The sequence below is a fragment of the Pseudomonas sp. Irchel 3E19 genome (genome assembly GCF_900187585.1).
Taxonomy (GTDB): domain Bacteria; phylum Pseudomonadota; class Gammaproteobacteria; order Pseudomonadales; family Pseudomonadaceae; genus Aquipseudomonas; species Aquipseudomonas baetica.
Genome location: NZ_FYDT01000033.1, coordinates 1 through 23,260, shown reverse-complemented (window position 1 = coordinate 23,260; position 23,260 = coordinate 1). Strand labels below are relative to the sequence as shown.

10 protein-coding genes, 2 rRNA genes and 2 pseudogenes are annotated in these 23,260 nt (G+C 60.1%); 8 read left to right on the top strand and 6 right to left on the bottom strand.

Annotated elements, in window-relative coordinates; genetic code table 11:
- Both CKW18_RS31100 and CKW18_RS19910 read left to right on the top strand, forming a co-directional pair.
- A partial coding sequence (locus CKW18_RS31100) for an immunoglobulin-like domain-containing protein (protein WP_256587021.1) occupies positions 1-9,260 on the top strand: 9,260 nt, incomplete at its 5' end.
- Positions 9,261-9,404: 144 nt separating this feature from the next.
- The gene (locus CKW18_RS19910; protein ID WP_038369138.1) at positions 9,405-9,743 is read left to right on the top strand and encodes a hypothetical protein; all 339 of its coding nucleotides are present in this window, start codon (positions 9,405-9,407) and stop codon (positions 9,741-9,743) included.
- A gap of 127 nt (positions 9,744-9,870) precedes the next feature.
- Here the strand turns inward: CKW18_RS19910 and lapD are convergent, their stop codons facing one another.
- On the bottom strand, positions 9,871-11,817 hold the full coding sequence (gene lapD, locus CKW18_RS19905) for a cyclic di-GMP receptor LapD (protein WP_095190367.1): 1,947 nt from the start codon (positions 11,815-11,817) through the stop codon (positions 9,871-9,873).
- A gap of 14 nt (positions 11,818-11,831) precedes the next feature.
- Positions 11,832-12,524: a cysteine protease LapG gene (gene lapG / locus CKW18_RS19900; protein ID WP_095190366.1), complete on the bottom strand. Its 693-nt coding sequence runs from the start codon at positions 12,522-12,524 to the stop codon at positions 11,832-11,834.
- A 196-nt stretch (positions 12,525-12,720) separates the two neighbouring features.
- On the opposite strand from lapG, the gene CKW18_RS19895 reads away from it, so the two are divergent.
- The 5 genes from CKW18_RS19895 (at position 12,721) to CKW18_RS19875 (ending at position 19,795) form a co-directional block, all read left to right on the top strand.
- On the top strand, positions 12,721-13,431 hold the full coding sequence (locus tag CKW18_RS19895; RefSeq protein WP_095190365.1) for a GntR family transcriptional regulator: 711 nt from the start codon (positions 12,721-12,723) through the stop codon (positions 13,429-13,431).
- Positions 13,432-14,196: 765 nt separating this feature from the next.
- The gene (locus CKW18_RS19890; RefSeq protein WP_095190364.1) at positions 14,197-14,973 is read left to right on the top strand and encodes a DUF3050 domain-containing protein; all 777 of its coding nucleotides are present in this window, start codon (positions 14,197-14,199) and stop codon (positions 14,971-14,973) included.
- A complete protein-coding gene (locus tag CKW18_RS19885) occupies positions 14,970-15,899 on the top strand; it encodes a diiron oxygenase (protein ID WP_095190363.1) in 930 nt (309 codons plus the stop codon). Before CKW18_RS19890 ends, CKW18_RS19885 begins: the two co-directional genes overlap by 4 nt.
- Before the next feature lie 10 nt (positions 15,900-15,909).
- Positions 15,910-19,305 (top strand): amino acid adenylation domain-containing protein, encoded by a 3,396-nt coding sequence (locus CKW18_RS19880; RefSeq protein ID WP_095190362.1) that lies wholly within the window; start codon positions 15,910-15,912, stop codon positions 19,303-19,305.
- Between the two features lie 22 nt (positions 19,306-19,327).
- Entirely contained in the window at positions 19,328-19,795 is a 468-nt protein-coding gene (locus CKW18_RS19875) for an SRPBCC family protein (RefSeq protein WP_095190361.1), read from the top strand.
- A gap of 135 nt (positions 19,796-19,930) precedes the next feature.
- Here the strand turns inward: CKW18_RS19875 and CKW18_RS31530 are convergent, their stop codons facing one another.
- A complete protein-coding gene (locus tag CKW18_RS31530) occupies positions 19,931-20,716 on the bottom strand; it encodes a methyl-accepting chemotaxis protein (protein WP_371857642.1) in 786 nt (261 codons plus the stop codon).
- Between the two features lie 69 nt (positions 20,717-20,785).
- A pseudogene (locus tag CKW18_RS31525) lies at positions 20,786-21,811 on the bottom strand (cache domain-containing protein); the annotation flags it as partial.
- Positions 21,812-22,215: 404 nt separating this feature from the next.
- Between CKW18_RS31525 and CKW18_RS31095 the strand changes: the two are divergent.
- Positions 22,216-22,686: pseudogene (locus CKW18_RS31095) on the top strand (TonB-dependent receptor domain-containing protein); the annotation flags it as partial.
- A gap of 255 nt (positions 22,687-22,941) precedes the next feature.
- On the opposite strand, the gene rrf (CKW18_RS19860) reads toward CKW18_RS31095, so the two are convergent.
- A 5S ribosomal RNA gene (gene rrf / locus CKW18_RS19860) occupies positions 22,942-23,057 on the bottom strand.
- Between the two features lie 106 nt (positions 23,058-23,163).
- Positions 23,164-23,260: ribosomal RNA gene (rrf, locus tag CKW18_RS19855) — 5S ribosomal RNA — on the bottom strand; the annotation flags it as partial.

Here is a 23,260-nt window from a genome sequence, read left to right as displayed (position 1 = left end):
TGACGGTTCCGGCACCTGCCGATGACGTCTATAAAGACGCGGGCAAAGTCGAAGCAACCATTTCGACTGCCACGGGCGGCAATTTCGAAAACCTGGTGCCGAGCACGGTCCCGGCAGTGACTGAAGTCACCGATACCATCGACACCTCGACCGTCAAACTGACCGCCGATACATCTGTAGCCGAAGGTGGCACTGTCACCTATACCGCCACTGTTGGCGCGCCAGTGACTGGCTCGCCGGTTGTGGTGACATTGGCCAACGGCCAGAACATCACCATCGAAGTCGGTAAAACCACGGGCACCGTAACCTTCACTGCACCCAACGATGCATTGGTTGGCCAGGCCCCGGTCACCAACTCGATCACCAACGTGACGGGCGGCAATTACGAAAATCTCGTAGCGGACAAAACCCCGGTCAGCACCACGGTGACCGACACCACCGACACCACCAACCTGTCGCTCAGCGCCACCAATTCGGTCGCCGAGGGCGGTTCGATCATCTATACCGCGACCCTGACCAATGCGGCAGGCTCGCCAGTCACCGTAACGCTGAGCAACGGCGCGGTCATCACCATCGAAGCAGGCAAAACCACCGGTACCGTGACGGTTCCGGCACCTGCCGATGACGTCTACAAAGACGCAGGCAAAGTCGAAGCAACCATTTCGACTGCCACGGGCGGCAATTTCGAAAACCTGGTACCGAGCACCACGCCAGCCGTGACCGACGTCACCGACACCATCGACACTTCGACAGTCAAACTGACCGCCACCGAGTCCACCGCTGAAGGTGGCACCGTCACCTACACCGCGACCGTCGGTGCTCCAGTGACCGGTTCGCCTGTCGTGGTGACCCTGGCCAACGGTCAGAACATCACCATCGAAGTGGGTAAATCCACCGGCACCGTGACCACCACTGCACCGAACGATGCGTTGACCGGCCATGCACCGATTACCAACTCGATCACTGATGTCAGCGGCGGCAACTACGAAAACCTCGTGGCCGACAAAACTCCGGTCAGCACCACCGTGACCGATACCACCGACACCACCAACCTGTCGCTCAGCGCCACCGGTGCAGTGAACGAAGGTGGCCAGATCACCTACACCGCGACCCTGACCAACGCTGCCGGCTCGCCGGTGACCGTGACGTTGAGCAACGGCGCGACCATCACCATCGATGCAGGCAAAACCACCGGCACCGTGACAGTCGATGCACCGAAGGACGACGTCTACAAAGACGCCGGCACTGTTGAAGCGACCATCAAAGGCGCGACCGGTGGCAACTTCGAAAACCTCGTCACCAGCGACACCCCGGCGGTGACCACAGTCAACGACACCATCGACACTTCCACCGTGTCGCTGACCGCCACCGCGAACGTCGCCGAAGGCGAAACCGTGGTCTACACCGCGACCGTGACCGCACCGGTGACCGGCTCGCCAGTCGTGGTGACCCTGTCCAACGGCCAGACCATCACCATCGCCGTGGGCGAAACCACCGGCACCGTAAATTTCGTTGCACCGAACAGCCCATTGGCGGGCGGCAGCTCCCTGAGCGTGACCATCGACGGCGCCACCGGCGGCAACTACGAAAAACTGGCGGTCGACGGCAAGCCTGCTGACACCGCCGTGTCGGACACCATTGACACCACCAACCTGAACCTGACCGCGACCGACTCGGTGGCTGAAGGCGGTTCGATCGTTTACACCGCAACCCTGACCAACGCGGCTGGTTCGCCAGTGACCGTGACCCTGTCCAACGGCGCCGTCATTACCATCGACGCTGGCAAAACTACCGGCACTGTGACCGTTCCAGCACCTGCCGATGACGTCTACAAAGACGCCGGTAAAGTCGAAGCGACTATTTCGACTGCTACCGGTGGCAACTTCGAGAATCTGGTACCGAGCACTGTTCCGGCCGTCACCAACGTCACCGATACCATCGACACCACCACCGTCAAACTGACTGCGACCGAGTCGGCGGCCGAGGGTGGCACCGTTACTTACACGGCGACGGTTGGCGCGCCGGTTACCGGTTCTCCAGTCACCGTGACCCTAGCCAACGGCCAGAACATCACTATCGAAGTGGGCAAAACCACTGGCACCGTGACCTTCACCGCACCGAACGATGCGCTGACCGGACACGCACCGTTGACCAACTCGATCACCGACGTGAGCGGCGGCAACTACGAGAATCTGGTTGCCGACAAGACGCCGGTTTCGACCACCGTCACTGACACCGTCGACACTACCAATCTGTCGCTCAGCGCGACCGGCACTGTGGCTGAAGGCGGCTCGATTGTTTACACCGCAACCCTGACCAACGCCGCTGGCTCGCCGGTTACCGTGACCCTGTCCAACGGCGCCGTCATTACCATCGACGCTGGCAAAACTACCGGCACTGTGACCGTCCCGGCTCCGGCGGATGACGTCTACAAAGACGCCGGCAAAGTCGAAGCGACCATTTCGACCGCCACTGGCGGTAACTTCGAGAACCTGGTGCCGAGCACTGTTCCGGCTGTTACCAACGTCACCGACACCATCGATACTTCGACAGTCAAACTGACCGCCGATACCTCCGTGGCTGAAGGCGGCACCGTGACTTATACCGCCACTGTTGGCGCGCCAGTCACTGGCTCACCTGTTGTGGTGACCTTGGCCAACGGCCAGAACATCACCATCGAAGTGGGCAAAACCACCGGCACCGTGACCTTCACTGCGCCGAACGATGCGTTGACAGGTCAGGCGCCACTCAGCAACTCGATCACCGGTGTGACTGGCGGTAACTACGAAAACCTCGTGGCCGACAAGACCCCGGTCAGCACCACCGTGACCGACACCGTCGACACCACTAACCTGTCGCTCAGCGCTACCAACTCGGTCGCCGAGGGTGGCTCGATTGTTTACACCGCCATGCTGACCAACGCCGCTGGCTCGCCAGTGACCGTGACCCTGAGCAACGGCTCGGTGATCACCATCGAAGCGGGCAAAACCACCGGCACCGTGACCGTTGCAGCGCCAGCCGATGACGTCTACAAAGACGCCGGCACCGTTCAGGCAACCATCACCAACGCTACCGGTGGCAACTTCGAAAATCTGGTGCCGAGCACGGTTCCAGCGGTGACCAACGTCTCCGACACCATCGACACCACCACGGTCAAACTGACCGCGACCGAGTCGGCGGCTGAAGGCGGCAACGTCGTCTACACCGCCACCGTCGGCGCGCCAGTCACCGGTTCGCCTGTCGTAGTGACCTTGGCCAATGGTCAGCAGATCACCATCGACATCGGCAAAACCACCGGCACCGTGACCACCACCGCTCCGAACGATGCGCTGACCGGTCAGGCGCCGCTCAGCAACTCGATCACGGGTGTGACTGGCGGTAACTACGAAAACCTCGTGGCCGACAAGACTCCGGTTTCGACCACCGTCACCGACACCGTCGACACCACCAACCTGTCGTTGAGCGCTACCAACTCGGTTGCAGAGGGTGGCCAGATCACCTACACCGCCACCCTGACCAACGCCGCTGGCTCGCCAGTGACCGTGACGCTGTCCAACGGCGCTGTGATCACCATTGACGCCGGTAAAACCACCGGCACTGTGACCGTTCAGGCCCCGGCTGATGACGTTTACAAAGACGCTGGCAAGGTCGAAGCAACCATTTCGACTGCCACGGGCGGCAACTTCGAAAACCTGGTGCCGAGCACTGTTCCTGCCGTGACCAACGTCACGGACACCATCGACACCACCACCGTGAAACTGACGGCGACCGAGTCGGTAGTTGAGGGTGGCACCGTTACTTACACCGCGACCGTGGGCGCGCCAGTCACCGGTTCTCCGGTCACCGTGACCCTGGCCAACGGTCAGAACATCACCATCGAAGTGGGTAAAACCACGGGGACCGTGACCTTCACTGCGCCGAACGATGTATTGACCGGTCATGCTCCGATTACCAACTCGATCACCAACGTGACTGGCGGCAACTACGAAAACCTCGTTGCGGATAAGACTCCGGTCAGCACTAACGTTACCGACACCGTCGACACGACTAACCTGTCGTTGAGCGCGACCGGCTCCGTGGCCGAAGGTGGCTCGATTGTCTACACCGCAACGCTGACCAACGCCGCCGGCTCGCCAGTGACCGTTACTCTGTCGAACGGCGCAGTCATCACCATCGAAGCGGGTAAAACCACCGGCACCGTGACTGTTCCGGCTCCGGCTGACGACGTCTACAAAGACGCCGGCACTGTTCAGGCCACGATCAGCACCGCCACCGGTGGTAACTTCGAAAACCTGGTACCAAGCACGTCTCCGGCCGTGACCAGCGTTACCGATACCATCGACACCACCACCGTCAAACTGACCGCGACCGGTACAGCGGCTGAGGGTGGTACTGTCACCTACACAGCGACCGTCGGCGCGCCGGTTACCGGTTCGCCTGTCGTGGTGACCCTGGCCAACGGCCAGAACATCACCATCGAAGTCGGCAAAACCACCGGCACCGTGACTACCACCGCACCGAACGACGTATTGACCGGTCATGCGCCGATTACCAACTCGATCACCAACGTGACGGGCGGCAACTACGAAAACCTCGTGGCCGACAAAACCCCGGTTTCGACCACCGTCACCGACACCGTCGACACCACCAACCTGTCGCTCAGTGCGACCGGCACCGTGGCCGAGGGTGGCCAGATCACCTACACCGCGACGCTGACCAACGCCGCCGGCTCGCCAGTGACCGTGACCCTGTCGAACGGCGCAGTCATCACCATCGAAGCGGGTAAAACCACCGGCACCGTGACCGTTGCAGCGCCAGCCGATGATGTCTACAAAGACGCCGGTACCGTTCAGGCCACGATCAGCACCGCCACCGGTGGCAGCTTCGAAAACCTGGTACCAAGCACGACTCCGGCCGTGACCAGCGTGACCGATACCATCGACACTACGACCGTAAAGCTGACCGCAACCGGTACTGCGGCTGAGGGTGGCACTGTCACCTACACAGCGACCGTGGGCGCGCCAGTAACTGGTTCGCCGGTCACCGTGGCTTTGGCCAATGGTCAGAACATCACCATCGAAGTCGGAAAAACCACCGGCACCGTGACCACCACCGCACCGAACGATGCGCTGACCGGCCACACGCTGCTGACCAACTCGATCACTAACGTGACCGGCGGCAACTATGAAAACCTCGTGGCCGATAAAACCCCGGTCAGCACCAACGTGACCGACACTGTCGACACCACCAACCTGTCGCTGTCGGCGACCGGCTCCGTGGCCGAGGGTGGCCAGATCACCTACACCGCGACGCTGACCAACGCCGCGGGCTCGCCGTTGACCGTGACCCTCAGCAACGGCTCGGTCATCACCATCGAAGCGGGCAAAACCACTGGCACCGTGACTGTTCCGGCACCGGCTGACGACGTCTACAAAGACGCCGGCACCGTGCAGGCCACCATCACCGGCACCAGCGGCGGCGGCTTCGAAAACCTGGTGACCAACAACACGCCAGCGGTGACCAGCGTCACTGACACCATCGACACCACCACCGTCAGCATTACCGGCAGCACCTCGGTGACCGAAGGCCAGACCGCCAGCTACACCGTCAGCCTGAACCACCCGGCGCAAACCGAAGTGACCCTGAAAATCGTCTACAGCGGCACCGCCGCCGACGGTTCGGACTTCACCGGCGTGTATACCGTGAAGATCCCGGCAGGCGCCAGCAGCGCGCAGTTCAACGTCGCCACCCTCGATGACAAGATCACCGAAGGCACCGAGAACTTCGTGGTCAAGATCGACTCGGCCACCGGCGGCAACTTCGAGAACCTCGCGGTCAGCAGCACCAATGGCAGCGTCAGTACTTCGATCATCGACAACGATGCGCCGCCGGTCATCGACCTGGATGCCAACAACTCCAGCGGTGCGACCGGTGCCGACTACAAGGTGACCTTCACCGAAAATACCCCGGGCGCGGGCGTGTCGATTGCCGACACCGATATCAAAATCACCGACCCGGACAGCACCATGCTCACCGGCGCCACCGTGGTACTGACCAACCGTCAGGACGGCGATGCGCTGAACCTGGGCAACAGCGTCAACGGCATCACCATCAATGCCAACAGCACCAACGGCACCGTGACTCTGACTCTGTCGGGCAACGCGACGCTGGCCGACTACATGCAGGCCATCAAGAACATCAGCTTCACCAACAGCAGTGAAGACCCGAGCACTGTGCCGCGGATCATCACCGTGACCGTGACCGATGGCGGCAACTACTCCAACACCGCGACCACCACGGTCAACGTGGTGGCAGTCAACGATGCGCCAGTCGCTGCACCGGTCAACGTCACCGGCACCGAAGACACTCCGCTGATCCTCGGCTGGTCGACCTTCGGTGTAACGGATGTCGACAGCCCGGCCAGCAGCCTCGGGGTGAAAATCACCCAACTGCCGGGCGAAGGCAAACTGCAGTACCTGGACGGCTCGACCTGGAAAGACGTCGCCAACAATCAGACCTTCAGCAAGGCTGATATCGACGCCGGCAAACTGCGCTTCATGCCGGATGCCAACGAGTCGGGCGTCAACGGTTACGGTGGCACCGGCCTGGGCAACAATCAGGCTGACTACGCGCAGATCAAGTTCCAGCCAACCGACGGCCAACTGCTGGGCAACACCGGCACCGTGAAGATCGACATCACCCCAGTGGCGGATGCCCCGACGGTGAGCGTGGCCGACAACAGCGTGAAGTCCACCGGGTTGATCAAGGAAGTCTGGACCGGTCTGTCGGGTCTGGGCACCAACGGCAACGGCGCGGATTCGACCACGCTGAAAAACGTCATCGACGGCGCCGGCACACCGAACTCCAGCGGGACCGTGAACAACGTGCAGTCGGACGGCAGCGTGACCGCCGGTACCGCCTCGAAAACGTCGGGCCTGATCTATCTGGAAGCCGGCAAGACCTACGCCTTCAGCGGCGTCGCCGATGACAGTCTGTTGATCACCATCGGCGGCAAGAGCGTGGCGTCGGGTACCTGGGGCGCGGGCGGCGCGATCAATGGATCGTTCACACCGACCACCAGCGGCTACTACACCCTGGACATCTACCACCACAACCAGAGCGGCCCGGGCAGCTACGACGTCAACCTGTCGGTCAACGGCAGCACGCCGATCGACCTGAGCAGCACCGGCGTGCCGATCTACACCGGCGTGACCGATCTGGTGAATGCCGGCGTGACCGTCTCCGATCTGCACGGCAGCAACGGCGAAGGCTATTACGACGGCTACAAGCTCAACACGGGCGCCGAAGGCACCACGGTGAAACTGTCGGCAGTCTCCACTGCACTGACCGACACCGACGGTTCGGAAACCCTGAGCGTGAAGATCAGCGGCGCGCCGGTCGGCTCGGTGCTGAGCGACGGCGCAGGCCACAGCTTCACCGTCACTGCGAGCAACGGCGAAGCCAACGTCACCGGCTGGAACCTCGGCAGCCTGACCGTGACCCCGCCGACCTACTACAACGGCCAGTTCAACCTGACCGTGACCTCGACTTCGACTGAAGCCGTGGGCGGTTCGGCGAGCAGCACCGCGACCATTCCGGTCACCGTAGTGCCAGCGGTCTATACCGCCTCCGTCGCCACCTCCGGTGATGACACCGTGATCGGCACCGATGGCAACGACATCATTGTTGCCGACATCGGCGGCCTGACCGTGGTGCCGGGCACCAACTACAACATCGCGTTCATGGTCGACAGCTCCGGCAGTATGAGCACCTCGTCGCTCAACGCGGCCAAGGACTCGCTGACCTCGGTGTTCAACACCCTCAAGCAGAGCCTGGGCGGCAGCAACTCGGGCACGGTGAACATCTTCCTGGTGGACTTCGATGCCCAGGTCAAACAGTCGGTGTCGGTGAACCTCAACGACCCGAACGCCCTGACCAAACTCAAAGCAGTGCTGGACTCGATGACGTCCGGCGGCGGCACCAACTATGAAGACGTGTTCAAGACCACGGCCAACTTCTTCCAGAGCGCGGAAGCCGTGGCCAACACCGGGGCGAAGAACCTGACGTACTTCATCACCGACGGCCAGCCGACCTACTACCAGACCGGCGAATCGACCAACCCGTACCTGTACGGCAACAAAACCCTCGATAGTCTGATCACCACCACCAACTATACGTTGGGGACAGCCGTCAGCCTGTATCCGGACAGCACGCACCAGATCGATATCAGCGCGAACGGCTCTGTGACGGTCTGGAGCAAATCGGGCGGCAACTGGTCGTACCAGAACTTCGGCACGCTGCACGCCCAGGGCGACGGCACCTACGAGTTCTCCAGCCTGGCGGGCTCCGGTAGCAGCACCGACTGGTACACCACTGCCAACTCCAGCAGCAGCTTCTCGTTGCTCAGCAACCTGTCGAACGTCGAAGCCATCGGCCTCAACAGCGGCGTCAGTCTCAACGACCTGAAACCGTACGATTCGGACAAGACGCCACAGACCAACATCGATCCGAAGGATCTGGCCAACTCCATCATCGGCCACACCGAAGCGACGATGCCGGGTAGCGACACCGTCAGCGGTGGTGATGGCAACGACATCCTGTTCGGCGATCTGGTGAGCTTCAACGGCATTGCCGGCGAGGGTTATCAGGCGATGCAGGCGTTTGTGGCCAAGGAAACCGGCGTCGACGTCAGCAAAGTCACCACCAGCAATGTGCACCAGTACGTCACCGAGCACTATCAGGCGTTCGATGTGTCCGGCACGCATGACGGCAACGACACGCTGTTGGGTGGCGCGGGCAATGACATCCTCTTCGGCTCGGGCGGCAATGACCTGCTCGATGGCGGTAAAGGCAATGACATCCTGCTCGGCGGCACCGGCAACGACACGCTGATCGGCGGTCAGGGCAACGACATCCTGATCGGTGGTTCCGGTGCCGACACCTTCGTCTGGAAATCGGGTGACACCGGCACTGACGTGATCAAGGACTTCAACGCCAGCCAGGGTGATCGTATCGACCTGCGTGATCTGTTGCAGGGCGAGACCGGCAGTACCATCGACAACTTCCTGAAGATCAGCACGGTCGACGGCGTGTCGTCGCTGCAAGTCAGCTCGGGCGGCAAGTTCAACTCGGGCGATGCTGCCGCCGCGACACCGGACGTGACGATCAAACTGGAAGGCAACAACTGGTCGAGCGCCAACATCCACAACCTGATTGCCGGCAGCGACCCGACCATCAAAGTCGACCACAACAACAGCTGATGCGTGAACAACGGCCGCCCTTATGGGCGGCCGTCACGTTTGCGCCCGGCGAAGCGGTGACGATTTCGTCGGCGCACCGCATACTTGCGCGCAGTTGGCTATGCTGCTGACAGCATGACGCTGGTTCTTTCTGAGGGATGCTCAATGTTTTACGTGCAACGCGATGCGCAAGGCCAGTTGATTCGCGTGGAAGCTGCAGCCTACGCCGAGGCCACGGAAACGCTGCCGGCCGACCACCATGAAATCCAGGCGTGGTACGCCAACGAAGCCGTGGAAAACAGCCTCAAACAGCTCAAACAGAGCGACTTTGAAATGATTCGGGTACTCGACGACCTGATTCAGGTGCTGACCCAGAAAGGCGTGATCCGCGTCACCGACCTGCCGCCGGCGGCGCAGGCCAAGTTGATGGACCGGACCCAGGCGCGTGAGGCGCTGGGTGGGTTGAGTCAGCTCATTGATGAAGATGAAGGCGGCTTGATCTGACCCTGGACCCTTGGTGACTGCACTGACCCTTTCGCGAGCAGGCTCGCTCCCACACTGGTATGCATTTCAAATGTGGGAGCGAGCCTGCTCGCGAAGGCGGCATCACTGACGCCATCGCACTAAAAGACTACTGCCAGGGCTTGGGCTCACCGAACAACTGCCCCTGAACCCCATACAATCCCATCTCGCGAATCACCGACAACTCCCCTTCCGTTTCCACCCGCTCGGCAATCAGCGGCAGATCAATGCTGTGTGCCGCACGCTGAATCGCCTCGATGAACAGGCGCTTGTCGCTCTCCTGATCAATCGCCCGAATGTAGCTGCCATCAATCTTCAAGTAAGCCAGACCCAGCCGTGCCAGGTTGCCGATCATGCTGAAGCGCCCACCAAAACGTTGCAGGCTGAGCGAGAAACCAAGCTCACGCAGACGTCGGGTCAACTGCTCCAGCACTGCTTGCTCTGGCAGTTGCTCTTCGCCGATCTCCAGGGTCAAGCGTTCGCCGAGGTTGGAATGCGCCCGCAGAATCTCGAACACTTTGTTCAACGCCTGGGAATCGGCCAGGGTCGCCGAAGACAGGTTCAGCGCCAGCGAATCCTCATGCTCTTTCATCTGCTCGAGTACGCGCTCGAGCATCAGCCGATCCAGCCGTGCGGTCCAGCCGAAACGCTCCAGCCACGGCAGGAAACGCCCGGCAGGAATAGTCTGGCCCTGTTCGTCGAGCAAGCGTGACAGCACCTTGTAATGCAGCACCAGTTGCGTGTCCTGAGCGGCCACCACCGGTTGGAAATAGAGCTCAAAACGCTGCTGACTCAAGGCCTGATCGAGCAAGCGATGCCAGGCGTGGTGATCGTCACCCACGTCCGCCGTCAGGCTTTGATCGATGCACGCCCAGTTCTGCTCGCCCTGCCCCTCGGCCTGCGCCAGCGCCTGATCGCCGAGCGTCAGCACCGCTTGCGGCGAGTCGCCGTGAGCGAATGGCGCCAGGCCGATGGAGGCCACGGCCGGTACATCGGTTGCGCCCGTGGCGTGCAAGCTGCTCAGGGCGGCGTCGAGGTTCTGCGCCAGTTGCAGCGCTTCCTCACGCACCAGCCCCGGCGCCAGCACGGCGAATTCGCCGCCGCGAATACGGGTAACAAGGTTCTGGGTTTCCGGGTATTTGGCGCATTCACGCGACAACTGCTCGCCGACCGCTTTTAACAGTTCATCGGTGCGCTGACCGCCCAGACGTTGGTTGAGCCCGGCCAGATCCTTGACCCGCAACAGCAGCAGGTAACCGGAACTGGCTTGCTCCGGATTGCTCACCCGATTGTGCAGCTGCATTTCGAAATAGCGCCGGTTGGCCAAACCGGTGAGGTTGTCCTGATAGGACTCGGTGCGCAGTTTTTCACTGCGCTCGGCCTGCTCCTGAAACAGCGCCTTGAGCTTCTCGACCATCTGGTTCATCGCCAGCACCACGCGGCGCAATTCAGGCGTGCGCGGCAGCTCCGGCAGGCTGAGGAATTCACGGCGGGCGATGGCGTGGGATTGCTTGACCATGTAATCCAGCGGCTTCAACTGCCGGCGCAGCAGCAGCGCGCCGAGCACGGCGCTCAGTGCGCCGCAGATCAGCAACCAGCCAAGGCTGCCCAATGCGCTCTGCCACAGCTTGGCCACGGCAAACATCGGATGGCTGACCACCTCGACCCGCGCCGCCTGCTCCCAGCCACGGCTGACCAACGCATCGCCACCGGCAGGCTCGAGGCCGATCAGGTTGACGAACCAGTCCGGCACATTGGTGACGGCCGGAATGCCGCTGCGCTCGACGATGGTCTGTTCAGTTTTCAGATCCACCACGCGGATGCTCGCGTAATAGCCGCTGTCGAAAATCGAGCTGACCAGCAACTCGACCATTGCCGGGTCGTCGATATTCGGCGTCAGCGACAACGCCAGCGCCGTGGCGGCGTCCTGGGCGTGGGAGCGCAACTGGTTGACGTACTGGGTACGCGAGCTCTCCAGACTGACCATGAAGCTGCCGGTAAAGGCGACCACCAGGAACAGACAGATAGCGAGCAACAGCTGTTTGAACAAAGACATCTGAGCGCATGCTCCTAGTTAGTCGTCTCGACCGGAAAACCTTCGGCCTGCATTTTTTTCAACACATCCTGCCAGCGCGACAGGCGTTTGGTGTCACCGACCTTTTTGTTGCCCTTGGCCCCCGGCAAATACAGGCCTTCAGCATTGAAAGAGTAGACCGGCAGCAAATCGGTTCGCTGGGACGCAGGCTGAATCGGATCGATCAGGCTGTCGAGCACCAGCGGCATCGCATCAGGGGTGGAATAGTACGTCAGCACCATGTGTGCGCGGTTCTGGCGCAGGGCCTTGACGTAGGTGATGCGCAGCTTGTCACTGGAAACCCCGAGATGGCGCAGGCTGAAATATTTGGCGATCGCATAATCCTCGCAGTCGCCGGCGCCCTTCCACAGTGCTTCGATCGGTGTTTCCCAATAGTCGACCTCGCGCCACAGGTCGATATCCTCGACGTAGCGCACCTGTTTGTTGAAAAACAGGTTCACCACTTTGAGCTTTTCCATCTCGCTGACCTGTTTTTGCGTGGCCAGCAGATTTTGCCATGCGTCGATCCGTTGCTGCCCGGCGCCCAGCGGGCCGTAAAGTGCTGTAGCTTTGCGGCTGATCGCGGAAAAATCCCAATCGGCATGCAGACCGCCCAGCATGACGCCGGCCAGCAGCAGTGCGCAGCCTAGCCAGCGCAGAGTCCGGGGGATCGCGAAACGTACCGCCACAGCAGGTTTCCAGGAGGCAGGAAGGAAAGCGTTCGATGGTGAAGCTTAGCCCGTTAAAAAACAATGGCACCATGAGATCATCGCGACCGCGCTAAACTGATAAAAGCCACTGAACCGTTACACGGTTTGACAAGCTGTACTGCAATCACTAGTGTAATTTGGATCCAAATTCCGCCGACATACAGGGTGCGTAGTCGTGACACAGAAGCCCAAGCCGCTGCAAAGCATCAAAGTCGATGGGCCAATTCCCGCACACTTGGCTCGGTCAATCATTGAAGAAACCCTGCGCGCCGCTATCGTTGATGGTCGTTTGCCTTGCGGAACCGCCCTGCGCCAGCAGGATCTGGCCGATCTTTTCGGTGTCAGCCGCATGCCTGTGCGCGAAGCCTTGCGCCAACTCGAGGCGCAGGAACTGCTGACTGTGACCACGCACAAAGGCGCTGTGGTTGCGCCACTGATTCAAGGCGATGCCACGGAAACCTATGAGTTGCGGATCCTGCTCGAAGCCGAAGCCATGCGCCAGTCCATTCCGTTGCTGACCGCTGCCGATCATGCGCAGGCAGTCAGCTTCATCGAAGAGCTCGAGGCTCAACGCGACTACACGGAAATCGGCCGGCTCAACCGCCTGTTCCACATGGCGCTGTATGGCAAGGCGCCCAACCAGCGTCTGCTGCGTCTGGTCGAAGACGGTCTCAACGAAGAGGAACGCTTCCTGCGCTTCAACCTCGAAGCCATGGGCCTGGGCAAACTATCCCAGGACGACCACCGCGCCATGCTGCAAGCGGTGGTCGACCGTGATATCGAACTCGCGATCACGCTGCTCAAACAGCACCTCAACCGCGGTGTCGACGTCATCACCCGCTACCTCGAAAGCCCTGCCGGGCAAAACCGCAAAGCCGCACACTAATCCCTGCCCGCCGGGCTGGCCACCGCGCCCGCCCGGCGAATAACCCGCTTACAAATCCCCCATCCCTGCGCCACGAATCCGCTGGCATATCCACATCTTCGCTCTAACCTCCCTGCGCCGATCAGCCCGAAAGTTGCACCCTCGAAGTGACGAATCGGTAATAGCCGTCACGGCCATTTACCCTCACTCTTGAGCAGCCAACCCAATAAAGAACGGGCGACGCACCGCACCGCCGGCGCAGTCCCCGCAACAGGAACCTACGGAAGGAGCCTTGTCACGGGAAAAGGAAAGAATCGGCATCGTTCCGGGCCCACTTTCATCCCCTCAATCACTTTCAATCTCTTCATTAAAAAGTTGCTTCGAGTGAGGCATTCACTCTGTTTATTCGATTTTGGTCTTTATTGACTGAAAGGAGCAACTTCGCCCCAATAAAACTTAATCAAATAGTTTTATCGGCAACTCTCACACTTGAAAAACCGACAACCGGAAATAATAAAAAATATACTTGTTAAGTTGTTTGGCGATGCATTAGCTTTTCTCCGCCGAGCTTGAACATCCCATTCCAGAAGGGCACAAGCTGAACGCACGACTATAACCGTGGCGGTGCATTGCCCGATTACTGTGCTGTTCTACCTATACACCAGCGCAACTTCATTGATTGTCATGAGGCTGCCGCTCGCCTGGAAAAGAATAACAAGCCGCTGTTCCATTGATAACGAAGTTGAAAAAACACTCCCATTTCATATCAAGGATAAAGGCCCCATCATGTCTCAAACAAAGCACCAACTCGCCCTGAAAAAAGCTGAACTCAGCGCTCACCCGATCTTTGCCGAAATCGATTCAATGACCGTCTTGCGCCGTTTCATGGAAACCCACGTATTTGCCGTCTGGGATTTCATGTCGCTGACCAAACGCCTGCAACAGGAACTGACCTGCACTCGTCTACCCTGGCTGCCACCGCGCGATCCGCATGCCGCACGCCTGATCAACGAAATCGTCCTCGGTGAGGAATCCGACGACCGCTTGAGCAATGGTCATTACAGCCATTTCGAGCTGTATCTGGATGCGATGCGCGAAGTCGGTGCGAGCACCGCGGCCGTCGAACGCTTCGTTGCACTGCAACACGAAGGCGTGAGTTACGAAGTCGCACTGCAAAGCGTCGAGGTCGACCCAGCCGCCGCGCAGTTTGTCCGCGACACCCTGCGCACGGCGTTGCATGCACCGGCACACAGCGTGGCCGCCGCGTTCCTGCATGGTCGCGAGAGCGTGATCCCGACCATGTTCCAGCGCATTCTGGACGACTGGGGCATCGGCATCGAACAGGCACCGACCTTGCGCTACTACCTGGAGCGGCACATCGAAGTCGACTCCGAAGATCACGGCCCGGCGGCAGAGCAACTGCTTGAGCGCCTGGTCGATGGCGACACACAGCGTGAGGCCGAGGTCTACGCCAGTGCCATCGCCGCCGTCGAAAGCCGCATCGCCCTGTGGGACGGCCTGCGCATGAGCATGCGCGAACCCTTGGCGGAGGTGGCCCAATGAACGCCGCCGACTATCAATCGTTCGCCGATGCCTGGGAAAGCCGCGCGACTATCCGCACTCGCCCGCGCCGTGTGCTGGAAAACGACGAGCGCCTGATCTATCCGCTCAGCCGCCAACCCTTGGTGCTCAGCGAAACCTTCCTGCGCGAGTGCCCCGAGCAGCGTGATTTCGCCCTCGTGCAGACGCTGTACAAGTTCATCAACGACGTGGTGATTTTCGAGACCGAAATCGTCGACAAGACCGCACGCAGCATCGCCAAGAACCGCTTCGCCGTGACCTTCCCGTTCGCTTGCCGTTACGACGCGATGACCGTGGTAGTCGACGAGGACTACCACGCGCTGGTGGCGATGGATTTCATGCAGCAGACGGTGGCCATGACCGGCATAGCGCCGATCGAGTTGCCCGATGAAATCGAGTTGAGCCGGGCGATTCCCGTTGCCGTCGCACTGGCACCGGAGCACCTGCGCAGCGCGGTGGAGCTGATCTGCGTGGCCATCGCCGAAAACACCGTGACCGGCGACGTCGCGGCGTTCGCCCGGGACGATACGGTCAAGCCATCGATCAAGGGGCTGATGGCCGACCACCTGCTCGACGAGGGCCGCCACTCGAGTTTCTGGGCGCGAATGGTGCGCATCTATTGGCACACCGCAAACGATGCGGATCGCGAAACCATTGCGCAGATCCTCCCGGTGTTCATAGGCCATTACCTGACCAACGACATCCAGAAAACCTTCGACCTGCGCCTGATCGACGCCCTGCCGGTGAGTGAAGCGACGCGCCGTTCACTCCGTGACGAAGTCGCCGGACTGGCCTTCCCGATCAACCGCCACCATCCGCTGGTGGGCAACATCATCAAGTTTTTCCACAACAGTTCGCTGCTCGACACACCGTGCGTGCAGCACGCCCTGCGCAATTATCTGGTTTGAGGAGGCCGGCATGAGACGTCTCGACATTTTGCTGATTGGGGCCAGCCAGGCCATGACCGACCTGGCGCAGGAACTCGAACAACACGGTCATTCACTGGCGCGAAGTGGCGCTGCAACATCAACGATGAATTTGATCATCGACGATGGCTTCATTGCCGCTGGCGATTTCTGCCTCATCCCACACTTGCATCTGCGCCTGGGGGTCGGTGCGCAAAGCCTTGCAGGTTTGCCGACACTCGATTTGCTGTGCTTCCTCGGCTCGTCACTGATCAGCCGCGTGCCAATTGGCGATGAGCCGTCGGGCAACGGTCAGACACTGCGGCAGAGGGTGCTGGCGCACGTGGTGGACGAAGTATCGTTGCTGGTCAGCCGCTTCTCCCGCGACGCTGAATATTTTCAGCAGGTCGCTTCGGTGACCGCGCCGGATTTTGAACGGATGGAAAACCTGCTGTTTCTCGACACTCTGGCCTACGCCCACCGCCTCAACGCCACAGGGCGTCCGGCCTTGCTGCAACAGGCGCAGATCCCGCTCATCGAGCGCTTGCAACAGAGCCTGATCCAACACGGCGAGCGACCCGCGTTGCACCTCGCCGAGGAGTCGATCAGCTATCGCCAGTTGCACGTCCACAGCCGGGCGATTCAACAGCGCTTGCAGCCTCTGCTCGAGCAGCATCCGCGGCCTTGGGTGGTGGGCATTTGCCTGCCGAAAAGCCCCGCGCTGTTCGCCTCGATTCTGGCGATCCTCGGCAGCGGCGCGGTGTACTTGCCGCTGGAGCCGAGCCATCCGTTGCAGCGCCAGCAATACATCCTGGAGAACGCCGGCGCCTTGCTGTTGTTGCATGACGGTGAGCATCCACTGAGCGAGATGATGCCGGGGCTGGATGTCAGCCGTATCGACAGCCTCGACGCCGACCTCTCGCAACCGCTGATGCGCCAACGTCCCGAACTCGACGCACCGTGCATGGCGCTCTACACCTCGGGCACCACCGGACACCCGAAGGGTGTGCTGCTCAGTCAGGCCAACCTTGCACACTTCACTGCGTGGTACGCCGACTACACGCAACTGGAGGCCGAGAGTCGGGTGTTGCAGTTCTCTTCGCTGAGTTTCGACTCGTCGCTGATAGACATCTTCCCGACCCTGCTCGAAGGCGCCGAACTGGTGGTGCCCGACGACACGCAACGGCGCGATCCGCTGCAACTGGTCGCACTGATCCGCCGCCGGCAACTGACCCACGCCTTCCTGCCGCCAGCACTGTTGAGCATCCTGCCGCTGGAGCAACTGCAAGGCGTGCAACACGTGATGACCGGCGGTGATGTCTGCGAGCCATTCGTCATCGAGCAACTCACGCGTCAGGGCAAACTGCACAACCTCTACGGCCCCACCGAAGCCACGGTGCTGATCACCGCCCGGCAGCTCAAACCCGGTGACAGTAATCGCAGCCTCGGCGCACCGATCGCCAACAGTCAGGTGCTGATTCTCGATGACAATCTGCAACCCGTAGAGGAGCAAACCGTCGGTGAATTGTTCATCGTTGGCCCCGGCGTCTGCCTCGGTTATCTGAACAATCCGCAGCAGACTGCCGAGCGCTATCTGACCCTGCAACTGCCGGACGGTACTACGTTGCGCGCCTACCGCAGTGGCGACATGGCCAAATGGGGTGAGCACGGCATCGAGCTGTGCGGACGGCGGGACAATCAGGTGAAGATCCGCGGTTTCCGGGTCGAGCCGGAAGAGATCGAACGCTGCCTGCGCGAGAGTCAGTTGTACCGGCAAATCGCCGTGGTGATCGACAGTCAGCGGCGAATTCTGGCGTTTCTCGCCCAGCCGCAATCGGATGATGCTCGAGATGCCTTGAAGGCCCACGCCCAGCAGTTTTTGCCGGACTACATGCAGCCGGTGGCATGGACTGAACTGTCGGGTATGCCCTTCGCCAGCAACGGCAAAGTCGACCGTAAAGCCTTGCTGGCACTGCCAGTGAGCGTGCAGGACAGCGGCCCGAAATGCCTGCCGGCGAATGCCGATGAGGCGTTGCTGCTGGAGATCTGGGCGGAGTTGCTGGAGCTGCCAACCAGCGACATTTCCACCGACGAAAGCTTCTTCAATCTCGGTGGTCACTCGATTTTGCTGTCGCGCATGCTGTTGCGACTGCGTGAAGAGTTCGGTCGCAGCATCTCGATCAATCGCTTCATCGAACTGCCGACGATCATCAAACTCGCCACGCTGGTACGCGGCACCGACGACAGCACCGTGCTCAGCGCCCAGGCCATGGCCGATGCCAAGCGCGCGCTGGATATCGAGCCGCTGCCAATCAGCCGTATGGGCGATGTGCACAAAGTCATCGTCACCGGCGCCAACAGTTTTGTCGGTGTGCACATCGTCGAGGCGCTACTCGGTTGGGGTGCCAGCGAAGTGGCGTGTCTGGTGCGCGACGGTGGCGGGCAAACGGCGGCGCAGCGCTTTGCGCAGGCATTGCGCGAGAACCGCCTCGAACATCTGGATCTGAGTCGGGTGCGGGTTTACTCGGCGGATATTTCCCGGCCGCAATTGGGTTTGACCGACGCGGATTACCAGAGGCTTGATCACGAGTTCGGCGCACTCGTGCACAACGCCGCCAACGTCAATCACGTACTCGATTACGAGTCGCTGGCGGCGGACAACGTCGAACCGATTTTCGAGCTGTTGCGCTTGTGTGAAGGGCGCAGCAAAAAAGTCTTCAATTTCGTCTCGACACTGTCGGCTTCAAGCACCGTTGACGCTGAGGGCCGGGTGCTGGAATTACCCGCCGCGCCGACACCTCCGATCTACATCCGCAATGGCTACAACCTGTCGAAGTGGGTGGGCGAACGCATCCTCGAACGAGCTCGCACGCTCGGGGTGCGGGTCAATCTGTATCGGCCCGGCAACATCAGTTTCAACAGCCTGAGCGGCGTCTGCCAACCGCATAAAAACCGCTTGATGCTGATGCTCAAAGGCTCGATCCAGCTAGGACAGGTGCCGGCCTTCGCGCTGAATTTCGACCTGATGCCGGTGGATTTTCTCGCCCGCTTCATTGCCTTTCACGCCAGCCGTTATTCGGCGCAACGCGCGGTGTTCAACCTGCACAACCCCGAGCCACTGAGTTGGGATGCCTACGTCGCCTCGTTCCGCGAAACCGGTAGCGAATTCGCGCTGGTCAGCGTTACCGACTGGCAGCAACAACTGGGGCGAGTCGACGCCAACAACGCGCTGTTCGGCGTGCTCGGCTTCTACCTCAACGGCTTCGAGGAAGACATCGGCGACATATCCCTGATCGGCCACGCCAACGCCGAGGCCGGCGTGCAACAGATGGGTGCGCATTACCCGGAAAAATCCTCGGCGCTGCTACGTCGCGGCTGCGATTACCTGAAAGAAATCAACTTCATCTAGTTCATCACAAAGGAGCAACACCATGAGCACTCTGCAACCCGACACCCTGATCAAAAACCCGCACGGCTGCCACGTCGTGTCTTCGGTAGAAGTGCCAACGGACGCCGCGCAAGTCTGGGCGGTGGTCGGCAACTTTGGCGGTTTCGACCAATTCATTCCGGCACTGTCGCACATCGAAATGACCGGTGAGGGCGTGTCCTCGCTGCGCAAGAAATTCTTCAAGGACGGCAATGTGGTGGTTGAACAACTCAACTCCCGCGATGAACAGGCGCGGAGCATGACCTGGACAACGATCTACAACACGTTAGGTGTGGCCAATCTGTGGGCGGCGATGAATGTGGAGTCGCTGGGGGAAGGCAAGTCGCGGGCGACCTGGACGATCATTGCCGAGCCTGCCAGCGGGGGGGCCGAGGCGTTGCCTGGGTTCAAGGATTTTGTGCAGGGGTTTGCCGATGATGCGATGGGGAATGTTTTTAAGCTGTTTGTTTAGGGCCTGAGCTCAGCGTTGGCTGAGCTACCGCTTTCGCGAGCAAGCCCGCTCCCACAGGATCTTGGTCGTACACAACTATTGTGTGCGCCCAAAAACTTGTGGGAGCGAGCTTGCCCGCGAAGAACGATAACGCGGTCAGATTTTGAAACTGTCGACCAACTGCTTCAGGCGATTGGCCTGCTGCGACAACGCATCACAATCCTTCAACGTCTCGTTGAGGTTGGCGACGCTCTGCTGGTTCAACAGGTTGATCTGGTTAACGTCAACGTTGAGGGTTTCCACCACCGCCGTCTGCTCTTCAGTGGCCGCAGCCACCGATTGGTTCATACCGTCGATTTCGCCGATGCGCTGGGTCACGCTGACCAGACGCAAACCGGCCTGGTTCGCTACTTCAACACTCTGCTCGCTGGACGCCTGACTGGCGTTCATAGTGCTCACCGCTTCACGCGAACCAACCTGCAACGAAGTGATCATCTTGTGGATCTCTTCCGCCGATTCCTGGGTACGGTGGGCGAGGTTACGCACCTCGTCCGCCACCACCGCAAAACCACGCCCGGCTTCACCGGCACGCGCCGCCTCGATGGCCGCGTTGAGCGCCAACAGATTGGTCTGCTGCGAGATGCCTTTGATCACATCGAGGATGTGGCCGATGTTGTCGGTGCTGGCATTCAGGGTTTCGATCTGGGTGCACGACAGGCTGATCTTCTGCGACAACTCGGTCATCGCCAGAATGGTTTGCTCAACCACTTGGCGACCGTCATCGGCCTGCTCGCTCGCGCCGCTGGCGTGTTGCGAAGCATCGGCGGCGTTGCGGGCGATTTCCTGCGTGGCAGCGCCCAATTCGTTGATTGCAGCGGCCACGCTGTTGGTCCGTGCGCTTTGCTCATCGGAACCGACAATCGAGGCGTTCGAGGAAGCCATGACGCGTTGCGACAGGTCGTGTACGTGACGGGTCGCCGACGACACTTCGGAAATCGACGCGTGAATCCGTTCAACGAACTGGTTAAACGAACTGCCCAATTCACCGAACTCGTCCTTGCTCTCAACCACCAGGCGGCGGGTCAGATCGCCTTCGCCCTGAGCGATGTCCTGCATTGCACGGCCCATCGTGATCAGTGGACGCATCAGTACGGTGATCAACAGGCTAAGGAATACGGCAATGGCCCCCACCGCCACGAACATCGCGATCAACGCCGAGGTACGGAATTGGCTCAGTGCGGCGTAGGCTTTGTCGCGGTCAATCGACAGACCGATGTACCACTCGGCATTCGGCAGACCGGTGACCGGGGTGAACGACAGGATGCGTTCCTGACCATTGAGCACCACGTTCTGGTTGCCCTTCTCGATACGTACGCTGGAGTTCGGATAAATGTCCTTCAGGTTCTTCATCACCTGATCTTTGTCCGGGCTGACGATCACCTGACCGTCCCCGCTGACCAGGAACGCATGACCGAGGCCACCGAAGTCCACCGAGTTGATGATCTTCACCAGTGTTTCCAGGCTCAGGTCACCGCCAACGACGCCGAGCAGTTCGCCATTCTTCTTCACCGGCATCGCGATGGTCACCACCAGACCGCCGACGGCGGCCATGTAAGGCGGGGTTAGCATCGTCTTGTCGGCGGTGACTGCTTGCTTGTACCAAGGACGCTGACGCGGGTCATAACTGTCCGGCATCTTTGCGTCCGGGCGCTGGGTGAACACACCGTTGGCCTGGCCGACATAGGTGAACTGGAAGTTCGAGGTGAACGCCGGCTGATCAACCAGGCCCGGGAAATCGGCGTCTTTGCCCTGATGAGCAACGTTCTGCGCGAGGTTTTCCAGCACCAGAATCCGCCCGCTCATCCAGTTCTGCACGCTGCTGGCGGTCAGATCACCGGCCTGTTGCACGGAGGACTGAAGGTTCTGGCGAATGGTATTTCGCTGCAGATAGTCGTTGTAGAGGGTGAACAAAGCGAAAGCCAGGACCACGACGCCCGAGGCGGCCAACAGGATTTTATGGCTGAACTTGAGATTCATTTCATGGGACTTCTTATGCAAAAGTGGGGATGCGTTGGGGATGCAACATTCCATGTAGCTCCAAATATCCAATAGCTGGCAGGCAGCTTTCTGATGGCCGCTCTACTTTGGTGCACGCATGTCTCACTAGTCTGTCGGCACGAATCGGAGAAATCTTAGGGCTGTGTAGGAAATGGATGGTATTTACGCCAAATTCCCGCCGAACGGCGTGCCAGAGCGCTCGAAGCAACGTTTTATTGAACGCTATTCGAGTGGTCGTTGCAAAAACTCAAGCCCTTGATAAAAAAGCGGCTAATTTTCATTTGTGACGTTAGGGCCATCGCGTTCATGCCCTCACCTGAGCTCGCAACATAGGGCGCTCTAAATAGCCATCACGGCTGGCTGAATACCTCGCTGCGCGCGTCTGGAGCAGCGGAGGCCTTGGGCCGATCAACGTGTTCAACCCGGTGATGGCGATTCGGCGATCGACATATACGGCGAGACGAACTATCTGCGTCGCCCGGAGTAGACCGGGGTTTATCTGCAAGACGTGATCGAGATAGACAAATGGCGCTTATCGCTGGGCCCGCGCCAGGACTGGGTCGAGACCTCTGACGAAAACCGCATCGCTGAAGCCGCGCGTCCTGAAGGCACTGAAATCAACCACCGTCGTCGTACCAAACTCACTGGCCACGCCGATCTATTCAATAGCGGTTTGGCGCCTTACGTCAGCTACTCCGAGTCGCTCACCCGAACTGGTTGCAGACAGCCCGGGCAACCCGTTGGCGCCTACAGATGGCCATATGAGCTCGCTGTGGGCTGACTATAGGTTCGACAGCGCGGCGCTCGATGGCCTTCATTTAGGCGGTGGTGTGCACCGTTCAGGGGGATTGTGGCTCTGGTTGTTGTTGCTACCCGAGCGTCTATGAAGCTCGAGTGCGTAAACCCACTGAAGCGTTGGGGTGACGCATCTGAGTTATCAACAGGCATACAACTGGGCAGTGTTTTGATTGTTGGGGGCTGGCGTCTACATCTGGAGGCGCAAGTGGCAGGCTCGCACAGCAGCAAAGCTCGCGGAGCCGTTTAATTCTGTGGGCCCTGAAACGAGAAAACCCCTGTCTGCGTTAGCAGACAGGGGTCTCGGAATTCAATCTTGACGATGACCTACTCTCACATGGGGAAACCCCACACTACCATCGGCGATGCATCGTTTCACTTCTGAGTTCGGGATGGGATCAGGTGGTTCCAACGCTCTATGGTCGTCAAGAAATTCTGTAGCTGACTCGTCAACACGGTAACGTGCCAGCAAAAATGGGAACTTCTACTAAAAACAAAACCCCAATTGCTTTCGCAATTGGGGTTTCGGAATTTAATCTTGACGATGACCTACTCTCACATGGGGAAACCCCACACTACCATCGGCGATGCATCGTTTCACTGCTGAGTTCGGGATGGGATCAGGTGGTTCCA